The 12,199-nt window shown below is 73.5% G+C and carries 11 protein-coding genes and 1 tRNA gene; 5 read left to right on the top strand and 7 right to left on the bottom strand.

Annotated features, from left to right (window positions below; all coding sequences use genetic code 11):
• Nucleotides 1-3: 3 nt before the first annotated feature.
• Nucleotides 4-1,341 carry a glycoside hydrolase family 18 protein gene (locus tag OG447_RS22950; protein ID WP_266939047.1) on the bottom strand — a complete coding sequence of 446 codons (1,338 nt, stop codon included), beginning with the start codon at nt 1,339-1,341 and terminating at the stop codon, nt 4-6.
• A 379-nt stretch (nt 1,342-1,720) separates the two neighbouring features.
• Between OG447_RS22950 and OG447_RS22945 the strand changes: the two genes are divergently transcribed.
• Both OG447_RS22945 and OG447_RS22940 read left to right on the top strand, forming a co-directional pair.
• Nucleotides 1,721-1,794: transfer RNA gene (locus tag OG447_RS22945), tRNA-Trp, on the top strand.
• A 93-nt stretch (nt 1,795-1,887) separates the two neighbouring features.
• Nucleotides 1,888-2,244 carry a hypothetical protein gene (locus OG447_RS22940; protein ID WP_266939046.1) on the top strand — a complete coding sequence of 119 codons (357 nt, stop codon included), beginning with the start codon at nt 1,888-1,890 and terminating at the stop codon, nt 2,242-2,244.
• A 354-nt stretch (nt 2,245-2,598) separates the two neighbouring features.
• Here OG447_RS22940 and OG447_RS22935 read toward each other — a convergent pair whose 3' ends face one another.
• Both OG447_RS22935 and OG447_RS22930 read right to left on the bottom strand, forming a co-directional pair.
• Nucleotides 2,599-2,745, bottom strand: a complete 147-nt coding sequence (locus OG447_RS22935; protein WP_266939045.1) for a hypothetical protein — start codon at nt 2,743-2,745, stop codon at nt 2,599-2,601.
• 113 nt (nt 2,746-2,858) lie between these two features.
• Nucleotides 2,859-3,257 (bottom strand): VOC family protein, encoded by a 399-nt coding sequence (locus tag OG447_RS22930; RefSeq protein ID WP_266939044.1) that lies wholly within the window; start codon nt 3,255-3,257, stop codon nt 2,859-2,861.
• 206 nt (nt 3,258-3,463) lie between these two features.
• On the opposite strand from OG447_RS22930, the gene OG447_RS22925 reads away from it, so the two are divergent.
• Complete coding sequence (locus OG447_RS22925) at nt 3,464-4,357, top strand: hypothetical protein (protein ID WP_266939043.1); 894 nt, start codon at nt 3,464-3,466, stop codon at nt 4,355-4,357.
• 451 nt (nt 4,358-4,808) lie between these two features.
• On the opposite strand, the gene OG447_RS22920 is transcribed toward OG447_RS22925, so the two are convergent.
• From OG447_RS22920 to OG447_RS22910, 3 genes are read right to left on the bottom strand one after another with little or no spacing between them, the layout of a single operon-like run.
• A complete protein-coding gene (locus OG447_RS22920; protein WP_266939042.1) occupies nt 4,809-5,690 on the bottom strand; it encodes a sugar phosphate isomerase/epimerase in 882 nt (293 codons plus the stop codon).
• Complete coding sequence (locus tag OG447_RS22915; RefSeq protein WP_266939041.1) at nt 5,687-6,844, bottom strand: dihydrodipicolinate synthase family protein; 1,158 nt, start codon at nt 6,842-6,844, stop codon at nt 5,687-5,689. The genes OG447_RS22920 and OG447_RS22915 overlap by 4 nt, the downstream gene beginning before the upstream one ends.
• On the bottom strand, nt 6,841-7,992 hold the full coding sequence (locus OG447_RS22910; RefSeq protein ID WP_266939040.1) for a Gfo/Idh/MocA family protein: 1,152 nt from the start codon (nt 7,990-7,992) through the stop codon (nt 6,841-6,843). The genes OG447_RS22915 and OG447_RS22910 overlap by 4 nt, the downstream gene beginning before the upstream one ends.
• 207 nt (nt 7,993-8,199) lie before the next feature.
• Here OG447_RS22910 and OG447_RS22905 point away from each other — a divergent pair, with 207 nt between their 5' ends.
• A complete protein-coding gene (locus OG447_RS22905) occupies nt 8,200-9,276 on the top strand; it encodes a LacI family DNA-binding transcriptional regulator (RefSeq protein ID WP_266940104.1) in 1,077 nt (358 codons plus the stop codon).
• Complete coding sequence (locus OG447_RS22900) at nt 9,273-10,109, top strand: sugar phosphate isomerase/epimerase (protein WP_266939039.1); 837 nt, start codon at nt 9,273-9,275, stop codon at nt 10,107-10,109. Before OG447_RS22905 ends, OG447_RS22900 begins: the two co-directional genes overlap by 4 nt.
• Nucleotides 10,110-10,817: 708 nt before the next feature.
• On the opposite strand, the gene OG447_RS22895 is transcribed toward OG447_RS22900, so the two are convergent.
• A complete protein-coding gene (locus OG447_RS22895) occupies nt 10,818-11,978 on the bottom strand; it encodes a substrate-binding domain-containing protein (protein ID WP_266939038.1) in 1,161 nt (386 codons plus the stop codon).
• Nucleotides 11,979-12,199: the final 221 nt, after the last annotated feature.

Raw genomic sequence — 12,199 nt, 5'->3', positions numbered from 1 at the left:
GGTTCAGCGGCCGCGCAGGCCCCGGTCGACGGCCGTCAGCAGCTCGCCGTCAGCCGTGTCCGCGTCCAGCGACCAGAACATCGCGCCGCCCAGGCCCTCTTCGCGGACGTACCGCGACTTGGTGCGCAACACCTGCGGATCGTCGTAGGTCCACAGGGTGCTCCCGTCGAAGAGCCAGGCGTGGCCGCCCCGCCGGTCGCGGTGCACCTGGTAGGTCCCCGAATCGGCCAGCTTCTTCAGTGCCTTGTAGTCCTCGTACCCGGCGGACCAGGTGGCCGGAGCCGGGCCCGTCGCGGGCTGGCCCATGCCGTCCCCGCCGCCACTGACGCCGGTCCAGCCCTGCCCGTAGAACGGCATGCCCACCACCAGCTTGCTCGCGGGAGCGCCGCGCCGCAGCCAGGCGTCCACGGTGCCGTCGACGCTGAAGTCGTTCCGGGCGTAGAGCGCAGACTGCTGGGCGGTGGTCTTCTCGCCGGAGACGTGGAAGTCGTAGCCCTGGAGGGTCACGAAGTCGAGGTCCCGCATGATCCGGCGGACATCGAAGCCCGCGTCGATCTTGCCCGGGGCGGTCGGGACGAAGGCCGTCAGCTCGTACGCGGACTTCTTGCGCTGGCTGCGCCCGTACGCGTCGAGCTGCGTACGGAACTCCTTCACGAGTTCGGTGAAGTTGCGCTTGTCCTCCGGGCGGAACTTCGTGTCGGCGTCACCGGCCGAGCCCGGCCACTCCCAGTCCAGGTCGATCCCGTCGAAGACGCCGGCGGCCGCGCCCGCGCCGCCGCGGGTGCCGTCCTGCGGGAGGTTGCCCTTGATGTAGAGGTCGATGCAGGACTCCACGAGGGCCTTGCGGGACGCCGGGGTGAGGGCGGCGTCCGAGAAGTGGGTGGACCAGCTCCAACCGCCCAGGGAGATCAGCACCTTGAGGCCCGGGTGCTCGGCCTTCAGCTCGCGCAGCTGGTTGAAGTTTCCGGCGAGCGGCTGGTCCCAGGTGTCGGCGACGCCGTCGACCGAGTTCTCGGCGTCGAGCGGACGGCCGTAGTCGGCCCAGGCGTCGGCTTCACCGGGCACGTTCCCGGTGAAGCACTTTCCGTCCGCGCTGACGTTGCCGAAGGCGTAGTTGATGTGGGTCAGCTTGCCGGCCGAGCCGTTCGCTTCGAGGTCCTGGACCTGGAAGTCCCGTCCGTAGACGCCCCATTGGGTGAAGTAGCCGACTTTTCGGTACGCGCGGTCGTGGCCGCCCGCCCGGTCGTCCCCGTGCGTGCCGGCGGCGGCGGGCGCGAAGGCGGTCAGCAGGGAGAGGGAGCAGGCGGCGACGGCCAGCCTGCCGAGCATGCTGCGGCGCATGGGCTTCCTTTGCGGATGCGGGGAAATGAGACGGGTGCGCGTGCGCTGTGCATGCCGGAAACTATTGGTCTGGACCAGAGTGGGTCAAGGGGGCGACTCGAAGTGGGCCCCGGGGCCTGGCCGCTCTCCGCCCCCCCGGGTACCCCCCCGGTTCCCCCGGTTCCCCCGGCGCCTCCCGTCTCACGGAGCGGACAGCGGCTGGCCCGGCCGGCTCGGCCATGCCCGGACGGCCCCACGCCGTACCGCGCTGACCAGGGAGAACGACCCGATCGGGTGGCCGGAAGCCTCCGATGTACAGGCGCGCGCCGAACTTCCACCCGGTTGCCCGCCGAATTCGGTGGATCTTCGGGGCGCGCCGTGTCATGGTTGGTCTCGCCGAAGGGGTGTAGCTCAGCTGGTCAGAGCGCCGGTCTCCAAAACCGAAGGCCGCAGGTTCGAATCCTGCCGCCCCTGCAAAGAGTTGTCAGCAGTACGCTGTCGGGCCGGACCCCCTCCAGGGTCCGGCCCGACGGCGTATCAACCCCGGATCCGTCTGCGTTTCGGTGGATGCAGGACGCGTGGGCAACGGGTGACGGGTGGCCGGGTGACGAGTGGGGTGGGCAGGCATACGGGGACTCCGTCGGGGAGCGGCTGAGGCAGGCCCGTCGGGACGGCCTGGTCCGGAACCGTGCCGCCCCGGACGAGATCCTGCTGCGGCTGCTCGACACCACCCCGGCCCTGCTGCGGCGCCGTGACCCGCCCGACGCAGTCATCGCCGCGTCCGCCGACCATCCCGACCACCCCGCCGGCACCGACCGCGCCGTACGCGGGCGTCTGGCGGAGGCCCGGATACGGGCCGGGATGCCGACCGAGCACGGGTCCGGCTGCTGTTCGGGGAGCCGGCCGGGCACACACGGCACCTGACGCTGTGGGCCGCGGCCGACGCCCGCGCCGAACCGGCCGACCGGGCGTACGAGGTGCTCGCCGCCGCCCCCTCGGTCCGGATCCGGGAGGAGGTGGCCCGGTTCCCCGCGCTGCCCCTGCGGCCGCTCTGGCCGCCGACACGAGCCCCCGCGGGTCCGGGCCGCCGAGTGTGCGGGGGCTGGCCGGGATTCGCTGACGCGGCGCGGGCCCGGCCGGCTGGGCCGCTGCTCCTCCGCCGGCAACGGCCCCATCGCCACCGTCCGGCGGACGTCCGGGTCGGGGTCGGGGGCCGGTTCCGCCGCCCCCCGATCCGAAGGCAGGTGCGGGTTGGCCGAGACCGCCTCGCGCCACCCCCTACAGCAGGCTCCGTACGAGGTCCTCGGCCAGCGCCCGCTCCAGGTCCGCCGTCTGCGCGGCATCCCGGCCCCACCACAGGGCATCATCGCCCCCGTCGCGCGGCGGCACCTCCCGCAGCAGCCCGGCCCGGGCCGCGCTGCGCACTCCCGGGCGCGAGCCGTCGCGCGGACCGCCGGACCGGTGTCCGTCAGCAGGGCGTCCAGCGCCCCGGCGGCCGGGTCCCCGGCCACGGCTCCACCGCACTGATCCGGCGGGGGCTACTCGTCCCCAGCCTCCTGGTAGCCGTACGGGCGGGTGATGATCTCCATGCCGTGCCCGGCGGGGTCCAGGAAGTAGACGCCGCGCCCGCCGTCGTTGTGGTTGATCTCGCCGGGCCGCTCGCCGTGCGGATCGGCGAAGTAGGGGATTCCCGCCGACCGGATCTTCTCGAACGACACGTCGAACTCCTCCTCGGAGAGGAGGAACGCGTAGTGCTGCGGAGTGATCGACTCGGCCGGGATGGCGGCGAAGTCCAGGGTGACGCCGTTGCTGAGGTCTACGGGGACGAAGGGGCCCCATTCGGTCCCGACCTCGAGGCCGAGGATGTGCGCCAGGAAAGTGGCTGATTCCCGGTTGTCACGGGAGTGGATGATCGTGTGGTTCAGTTCGACTGCCATGAGTGAATGCCTCCGAAAGGCACGTCACGGGCGCCTCCATGCCTCACCCAGCCGGTGACCGACACGCGATGCCCTGATCACGATCCTAAACACCTCTTGCGGGCGCAGTCCACCGTGTTCCGGCCGACCGCGGCCCCGGCCACCGGCGACCCCTAGGCTGACCACCTGCCGGGAGCGACGCTCAACTGACCGTGGGGGACAGGGACATGACGTACAGGGGTGTGCACGACCTGGGAACGATCCGTCGGCTGTGGCAGCTGCTCGAACCCGTACACGCCATCGTCTACTTCGCGCCGGAGTCCTACGAGGAGGCCGCAACCCTCGGCTACGCCACCGACGACCGGTGGCCCCTGTACTTCGCCTACCGCGCCGCGCCGCTCGGCCCGGTAGGCCCCGAGCTCGTCGGTTCCCTCTTCTACGGATTCGCCCCGCGCATGGTGGAGCGGTACGCCGCCCACACCTGGCGGACCGCCCATCCCGCCCGGGTCCTCGCGGCCCGCGCCACCGCCACCGACCGCGCGCTGCGCGGGCTGTTCGCCAAGCGCACCACCTCCGCGGACCTGGCCGAGGCGACGCGGCTGGCCCGGCGCGCCGCCGAGTCCGCAGCCCCGGCCGGGCGCCCGCTGGCCGCCGCCAACTCCGCCCTGCCCTGGCCCGAGGCGCCGCACGCGGTTCTCTGGCACGCGGCCACGATCCTGCGCGAGCACCGCGGGGACGGCCACCTCATCGCCCTACAGGCCCACCACCTCGACCCGGTCGAATCCCTGGTCCTGCAGGCCGGAGTCGGAGCCGTCCCGGTCGAGGCCTTCGAGAGCCGCCAGTGGACGGCGCAGGACTGGAACGCCGCCCGCGACCGCCTCGTCACCCGGGACCTGCTGGACGGCGACGGCGCGACCACCGAAGCCGGGCTGGCGCTCCGTACCGCTGTGGAGAAACTCACCGACGAACTCGCCGCTGCCCCCTGGGCCGCGCTGACCCCGTCGGAGGCCGCCCGGCTGGCCGAACTCCTCCTCCCTCTCGTCCTCGACATCGTCGGCGCCGATCTCCTCCCGCTCCAGAGCACCCTGGGTATCGGCATGAAGTACGACTACCAGGACTGATCCGCCCTCCACCGGAGCAGGTGCCGAGACCCTGGTCGCAGCACCGGCCACCCTCGTCCCCGGGGGGCGTCTCGGCTCCCGGCCAGCATCCACAGATCCGGCCGGGGCCGCCCGCGGGCGCCGTGGACCCGCGCGGGCGTCTCGGCTCCCGCCCGGGACCCGACGTCCGCTCAGTCCCGCCCGCGCGCGCCGCTGACCTGCGAGGTTGTCTCGACCCCCGGGGCTCTCGGCTCCCGCCCGGGGCCCGACGATCCGGGCGGTCCCGCCCACGGGGCGCTGCTGACCTGCGGGGGCGTTTCGCCCCCCGGCCGGGGCCCCTGACCCGGTCGGGCACAGGGGGGCGCTGCCGACTCGCGGGGGCGTTTCGGCCCCGGGTGGGATCCGCTGACCCGGTGGGGGCTGCCGGGCAGCTGCTGCTTGGGCGGAGGGCCGCAGGCCGGGCAGTCCGGACTCACTCGACGTGTGCGCGGTAGCGTTCGATCACCTCCCGCAGGACCTCCTCGCCGTCACGGACCCACAGCCCCGGGTGGAAGATCTCGACCTCCACCGGGCCCCGGTAGCCGGCCCCGTCGGCCAGTTCCCTGAATCCCCGCAGGTCGATGGATCCGTCGCCCAGCTGTCCACGCCCCAGCAGCACGCCTTCGGGCAGCGGAGTCATCCAGTCGGCCACTTGCACGGATACGATGCGGCCGCCCTCGCCTGCCCTGCGCAGATCTGCCGGCAGCCGTTCGTCCCACCACAGGTGGTACGAGTCGGCCACCACTCCCACCTGGTCCGCGGGGAACTGCTCGGCGATGTCCAGGGCTTGTCCGAGGGTGGAGACCACGCAGCGGTCGGAAGCGAACATCGGATGCAGCGGCTCGATGCCCAGCCGTACCCCGTGCGCTGAGGCCCATGGAGCCAGCTCGCCCAGGATGTCGGCGATCCGCCCGCGAGCCGCCACCAGGTCGCGGTCGCCGGGGGGTAGCCCGCCTGAGACCAGGACCAGTGTGCCGGCGCTCAGTTCGGCCGCCTCCTCCACGGCCCGACGGTTGTCCTCCAGCGCCTCCGCCCGGCCGGCCGGGTCGGCGGCGGTGAAGAAGCCGCCGCGGCACAGGGAACTGACGCGCAGCCCGGCGTCGGTGACCAGCTTCGCCGTCTCCCGCACCCCGAACCCGCGCACCGGGTCCCGCCACAGCCCGACCGCGCCCACTCCGGCCTCCGCGCACCCGGTGACCAGCTCGGGCAGCGACCACTGGCGGATCGTCTCCTGGTTGAGGCTGAACCGCGCGGGGGTGGGTGCAGGGGCGGGGGTTGGGGCCTGGGCCGGAGTGGGCGTGGTGGCGGGGCTCATGACGTCACCCCGTACACGGCGAGCAATCGGCGCATGCGGTCCTCGGCGAGCTCCGGATCCGGGAAGAGGCCCAGTCCGTCCGCCAGTTCGTAGGCGGTGGCCAGGTGGGGGAGCGACCGGGCCGACTGCAGCCCGCCCACCATCGTGAAGTGCTCCTGGTACCCGGCCAGCCAGGCCAGCAGTACTACCCCGGTCTTGTAGAAGCGGGTGGGCGGGGCGAAGAGGTGTCTGGACAGGGGCACCGTCGGATCCAGCAGCTCCCGGAACCCCGTGGGATCCCCCCGGTCCAGTGCGAGGGCGGCCCGGGCCGCGATCGGGGCGATCGGGTCGAAGATCCCCAGGAGCGCGTCACTGGCCAGCTCCCCGTCACCGGCGATCAGTTGCGGATAGTGATAGTCGTCGCCCGTGTAACAGCGCACGCCCGCGGGCAGGCGCCGGCGGATGTCGACCTCCCGCTCCGCGTCCAGCAGCGAGACCTTGATCCCGTCCACCTTCTCCGGGGACTCGGCGATGATCTTCAGGAAGACGTCCGTGGCCTCGTCGAGGTCTTCGTGGCCCCAGTAGCCGGCCAGCTCCGGGTCGAAGATCGGCCCCAGCCAGTGCAGTACGACCGGCCGCGCGCTCTGTCGGAGAAGACGCCCGTACACCGCCAGGTAGTCCTCCGGGCCGCGCGCGGCAGCGGCCAGCGCCCGCGAGGCCATCAGGACCGCCCCCGCCCCACAGGCCTCGGTGTGCGCGAGCTGTTCCTCGTACGCCGCGGTGATCGCGGCAAGGGAGTGCGGAGCCCCGGCGGAGAGCTGGTCGGTGCCCGTGCCGCATACGAGCCGCCCGCCCGCCGCCCGGGCCTCGGCAGCGGAACGCCGGATGAGTTCCGCCGCCGTCGCCCAGTCGAGGCCCATCCCGCGCTGAGCGGTGTCCATGGCCTCGGCCACCCCGAGACCCTGGGCCCACAGCCGGCGCCGGAAGGCCAGCGTGGACTCCCAGTCGACGACCGGCCCGGATTCGGCCGACGCGGCCAGCGGGTCCGCCACCACGTGCGCGGCCGAGTAGAAGGTACGCGTGCGGGCCGGGCCGCAGGCCAGGGGTGAAAAGGGATCGCCGTTCGGACGGTACAGGCGGTACCCGCCGTCGGCCGAGGGGAGCCGGACGCTCACAGGACCACCTCCGGCACCGTCAGCCGCTGCCCCTCGGCCGAGGATCGCAGGCCCAGATCGGCGAACTGCACCCCTCGCGCCCCGGCGAGCAGATCCCACTGCCAGGGCTCGTCGAGCACGACGTGTCGCAGGAACAGCTCCCACTGAGCCTTGAAGGCGTTGTCGGACGGGGCGTTGTCCGGAACCTCCTGCCACTGCGAGCGGAAGGCCTCGGTCTGCGGGAGATCCGGATTCCACACCGGCTTGGGCGTCGCACCGCGGTGCTGGATCCGGCAGCCGCGCAGCCCGGCGACCGCCGACCCGTGCGTGCCGTCCACCTGGAACTCCACCAGCTCGTCGCGATGGACCCGAACCGCCCAGGAGGAGTTGATCTGCGCGACCGCGCCGCCCTCCAGCTCGAAGATCCCGTACGCGGCGTCATCGGCTGTCGCCTCGTACGGCTTGCCCCGCTCGTCCCAGCGGCGGCCGATGTGCGTACGGGTGAGGGCCTGCACGGTGCGGACACGGCCGAACATTTCATGCAGCAGGTACTCCCAGTGCGGGAACATGTCGGCGACGATGCCCCCGCCGTCCTGCGTCCGGTAGTTCCACGAGGGGCGCTGCGCGGGCTGCCAGTCTCCCTCGAACACCCAGTACCCGAACTCCCCGCGTACAGAGAGGATCTCGCCGAAGAAGCCCCCCTCTATCAGTCGCTTCAGCTTCATCAGCCCTGGCAGGAACAGCTTGTCCTGGACGACGCCGTGCTTGATGCCCCGGGCCGCGGCCAGCCGGGCCAGCTCCAGCGAGGACTCGAAGCTCAGGGCCGTCGGCTTCTCGCAGTACACGTGCTTTCCCGCCGCTATGGCCTGCCGCAACGCCGTCTCGCGGGCGCTGGTGACCTGGGCGTCGAAATAGATCTCGACCTCGGGATCGGCAAGTACGGCCGCCAAGTCCGTACTGACGTGCTCCAGCCCGTGCTCTTCGGCGATGGCGCGCAAGGCCGGCTCCCGCCGCCCCACGAGGACCGGCTCCGGCCACAGCGTCCTGCCGTCACCCAGGTCCAGGCCGCCCTGCTCGCGCAGTGCGAGCACGGAGCGGACCAGATGCTGGCGGTACCCCATGCGTCCGGTCACGCCGTTCATCGCGATCTTGATCGTCCTGCGTGCCACGGTGTCCCCTCCTTCGTGTCTGCGGTTCCACGGTGCGGCGCATAGAAAGCGCTTTCACTGCTTCCACGCTAGAGCGGGGAGTTGCTCCGATGCAACACTCTTGCGGGTGATGGAAAGCGCTTTCTTTCTGAGGGAGTATGGAGGTCCACAGACCGGATGAGACGATGACCCGGGCCACAAGCAGGGGTCCGGAAGGGGAGGTGCATGATGGCGGTGACTCTCGCCGAAGTCGCGGCGCACGCAGGCGTATCGCCCGCCACGGTCTCGCGCGTACTCAACGGCGGGTACCCCGTGGCAGGCGGTACCCGCACCCGGGTGGAGCGGGCTGTGGAGGAGCTCGGCTACATCGCCAACGGCCCCGCCCGCGCGCTCGCGGCCGCCACTTCCGACCTCGTCGGCGTGCTCGTCCACGACGTCGCGGACAGCTTCTTCGGGATCCTCGCCGGCTCCCTGCAAGGCGCCCTCTCACCCAGCGGCGGCTCGGACCCCCGCCGGCTCGCCGTCGTCTGCAACACCGAAGGCGCCCCCGCGGCCGAACTGGCCTACCTCACCCTGCTGGAAGGCCAGCGGGCCGGCGGCGTCGTCCTCACCGGCGGCGCCGTCGAGGAGCCCGGGCACACCGCGGTACTCACGGCCCGCGTCGCACGGATGGCGGCCACCGGCGCGCCGGTGGTCCTGTGCGGGCGGCCTCCCCTGCCGGTCCCCGAGGGGCTCCCCGTCGCCACCGTGATGTTCGACGACCACGGAGGGGCCTTCCGCCTCGCCGAACACCTGCTGACACTCGGCCACCGCCGCATCGCCTACGTCGCCGGCCCACCGGAGCTGAGCACCACCAGGGAACGGCTCGCCGGGCACCGCGCCGCCCTGCTGCGTCACGACCCCGCCCTGCCCGAGGCGTGCGCACCCCTCACCGTGCACGCCGGATTCGAACGTGCCGCGGGCTACGACGCCACCCGCGAACTGCTGCGCCGCGGGCTGCCCTTCACCGCGGTCGCCGCGGCCAACGACACCGTGGCGACCGGTGTCGCCGCGGCCCTGCGCGAGGCGGGCATACGGATCCCGGAGGATGTATCCGTCGCCGGCTTCGACGACCTGCCCTTCTGCGTGGACACCGCGCCCGCGCTGACCACTGTCCGTGTGCCCCTGCGTGAGGCGGGGGCGCTCGCCGCCCAACTGGTCACCGGACGTCGGCTGCCGCCCCCGGGCGGCATCACCACCCTGCCCACCGAGCTGATGGTGCGCGGATCCACAGCGCCGCCCCCGGCCGAAGGGAGCCGTCCGTGAAATACGCCTTCTCCACACTCGGCCTGCCCGGTGCCGACCTCGACCGGAGCGCAGGCCTGGCGGCCGCCCACGGTTTCGACGGCCTCGAACTGCGTGCGCACCCCGAGGAACCGCTGCACCCCGGCAGCCCGGCCGCCGAGCGCGCCGCGGCCCTGCGGACCCTCCGGGCGGCGGGCGTCAGCACCCTCGGCGTCGCGGGCTACGCCAAGGTGGCGGCGCCCGGCGACGACGAGCCGGTCCTCGCAGAGCTGCGCGCCTTGGTCCGGCTCGCCGCCGACCTCGAAGCGCCCTGGGTGCGGGTCTTCCCCGGCGGCGCCGAGCTGCCCGAGGCGGTCGCCGACGCCCATGCCGTGCGCAGGCTGCTGGCGGCGGCGCCGTTCGCCGGGCGGCACGGTGTGCGGATCCTGCTGGAGACCCACGACTCGCACCGCACCGGCGCTGCGGCCGCGCGGGTGCTGGACCAGGTCGGGCATCCGGGCACCGGCGCGCTGTGGGACGTACTGCATACCTGGCTGGGGGGCGAATCGCCGACGGAGTCCCGGCGGGCCCTGGCCGGGCACCTGGGCTACATACAGGTGAAGGACGTGGCGTCGGCGCAGGAGCTCACCCCGCTCGGGCTCGGCGCGGGCGTGCTGCCGCTCGCCGAGGCGGTGGCCGTCGCACCGCGGGACGGCTGGCTCTGCTGGGAGTACGAGAAGCGTTGGTACCCCGAAGCCGCCGAACTGCCGGGGCAGCTCACGCGGGGCCGGGCTTACCTGGAGATACTCGTGGCGGCGGCGGCCGCCCAGGCAGATCAGGCCGAACGGACCAGCCGCCCGGGATCGACACCGTAGCGGAGGCCCGGTCCGGGGCGTACCGTTCCAGCTCCGCCGCGCCCGAACGGGTCAGTTGGGCCAGCTCCGCGCTCAGCGAACCAGTTACAGGGGAGAGCAGCACGCTCGCCAGCTCGAGCAGTGGCGAACCGGCGGGCAGCACCTCGGGCTCGGTGTGGTCGAGTGCGGCATGCGGCCGCCCCGGGACCAGTTCCTACCGCACCATCGCGCGCCGCGGAGGGACACGGAGGACGTGGCTGCCGCTCCACTTCCGCCGTGCCCGGCCTTCGCCGTGGCCGGTGCCCGTGCCTGGTGCCCGTCCGGCCCGCGCGCCGCCCCATGCCGCGCGCCGCCCCGCGTCCGACCCGCCCCGCCGTCCGACACGACCCGCCCTGTCCCGCGCCGTCCTGCCCCGGCCGGCGGCACGCCGCCTTGCGCCGACCCGCCCCGCGCCGTCCTGCCCCGGCCGGTGGCACGCCGCCTTGCGCCGTTCTGCCCCGCGGCGTGCCGCCACGTGCCGCCCTGTCCCGCGCCGTCCTGCCCCGTCCCGCGTCACGCCGCCGTGCGCCCGTCCCGTGCCTCCCCCTCCCGCGCCCTGCCCCGCGGCCGCCCTGCCCCGCGGCCGCCCAGCGCCGCGGCTGCCCCGCCCGTGGCCGGCTCGGGGTGTGGCCGGCTCGGGGTGTGGCCGACCGGGTGGGGTGCCCAGTGGGGTGGGGCGCGGTGGTGGAGTCAGGGGCGGATGGTCAGGCGGGGGAGTAGGTCCAGGTGCTGGCGAGGGGGGTCCTGGCGGGCGGCTGCCGTGGGTGAGGGGGACAGGCGGTCCAGGAGGAGGGCGGCTGCGCGGGCGCCCACCTCGTGTTTGGCCGGGGCCACCGCCGACAGCGGCACGTCGGCCATCCCGGCGACCTCGTCGTCGTACGTGATCACGGCCAGGTCCTCCGGCACCCGTACGCCCCGTGCCTGGAGCCGGGGGATCAGCATGATCGCGTCGGTGTCGCTGTGGATCAGCGCGGCCGTCACCCCTCCCGTCGTCACCGCCTCGCACAGGTACTCCAGCGTCCGGGCGAACAGCTCCGCGTCCGAGAGCGGAGCCGGGCCGGCCGGCGGCCACGGCGGCGCGGGTTCCAGCCCGAGGGCGGTGACGGCCGCCTCGTACCCGGCCCGCAGGCGGGCCGTGGTCGGGGTGGTCCGGCTGGCGAGCGCGATCCGGCGGTGGCCCGCCTCCGTCAGGTGCTGCACCGCCCGGGCCGCGCCGTGCGCGTGGTCGGAGGACACCCGGTCCAGCGCCGACGCCGGGTGCCCCGGCGGAGCCCACCGCTCCACCAGGACCGTCGGAACCGGGAGTTCGGCCGTCCACGCGCCCTCGCCCGGCCCGGGGGATCCCGCTTCCCAGTTCGGGGTCAGCAGCAGCCCGTGCGCCCCGGTGGACAGCAGCCGGTCGGCCTGGGTCCGGTCCTCACCCGGCAGATAGCGGGTCAGCCCGACCGTCAGCCGTGCCCCCCGCGCCTCGACGGCCTCACGGGCCCCGCGTACGACATCGGCGTAGTAGTACTCGGTCGTCGGCACCACCATCCCGATCACCAGACCCTCCCCACCGGCGCCGGCGGAGCCACCGGCGCCCCCGGCCGCCGGTCCACCGGCAACCCCCTGGGCCGATCCGGCGGTCGGGCCCCCGGCGCGCCCGCCGGCCGGCGTTCGGCCCGGATCCACCCGGCTGATCACCCCGTGCATCCGCTGGATCTCGCCGCGCGCCGCCATGGCCTCGATGTCCCTGCGCAGGGTGACCGGGGAGACGCCGAGTTCCTGGGCCAGGTCCGCCACGCGCACGCTGCCCCGCTCCTGGACGAGCGCGAGCACCTGTGCCTGACGCTGGTCTACATGTGGTCTCAAGGGATCCCCCTGCGCTCTGCGCGCCGGTCTGCGGTCGGCGTGCGCGGTCTGCTGGTGTGACCACCGGTGCGGATGGGTTTCGCTCCGGCGGGCCGTGCAGCGCCATCATAAGCATTCGAACCGATCGATTCGATCGATTCCGATCAACTGGTCATTGACGGCATGGCCGGTACGTTCATATATTCGGCGGCGTCCCGCACCTCACGGCATCTCGACCGCTC

Origin of the sequence: Streptomyces sp. NBC_01408 (assembly GCF_026340255.1) — a bacterium.
GTDB lineage: Bacteria > Actinomycetota > Actinomycetes > Streptomycetales > Streptomycetaceae > Streptomyces.
The sequence above is the reverse complement of the archived record's forward strand: the minus strand, read 5'-3'. Positions and strand labels throughout refer to the sequence as shown.

Excerpts from the sequence above, each read along its gene's own strand:
- OG447_RS22950 (WP_266939047.1), bottom strand. The coding sequence starts at position 1,341 with ATGCGCCGCAGCATGCTCGGCAGGCTGGCCGTCGCCGCCTGCTCCCTC.
- OG447_RS22940 (WP_266939046.1), top strand. The coding sequence starts at position 1,888 with ATGCAGGACGCGTGGGCAACGGGTGACGGGTGGCCGGGTGACGAGTGG.
- OG447_RS22930 (WP_266939044.1), bottom strand. The coding sequence starts at position 3,257 with ATGGCAGTCGAACTGAACCACACGATCATCCACTCCCGTGACAACCGG.
- OG447_RS22925 (WP_266939043.1), top strand. The coding sequence starts at position 3,464 with ATGACGTACAGGGGTGTGCACGACCTGGGAACGATCCGTCGGCTGTGG.
- OG447_RS22920 (WP_266939042.1), bottom strand. The coding sequence starts at position 5,690 with ATGAGCCCCGCCACCACGCCCACTCCGGCCCAGGCCCCAACCCCCGCC.
- OG447_RS22905 (WP_266940104.1), top strand. The coding sequence starts at position 8,200 with ATGGCGGTGACTCTCGCCGAAGTCGCGGCGCACGCAGGCGTATCGCCC.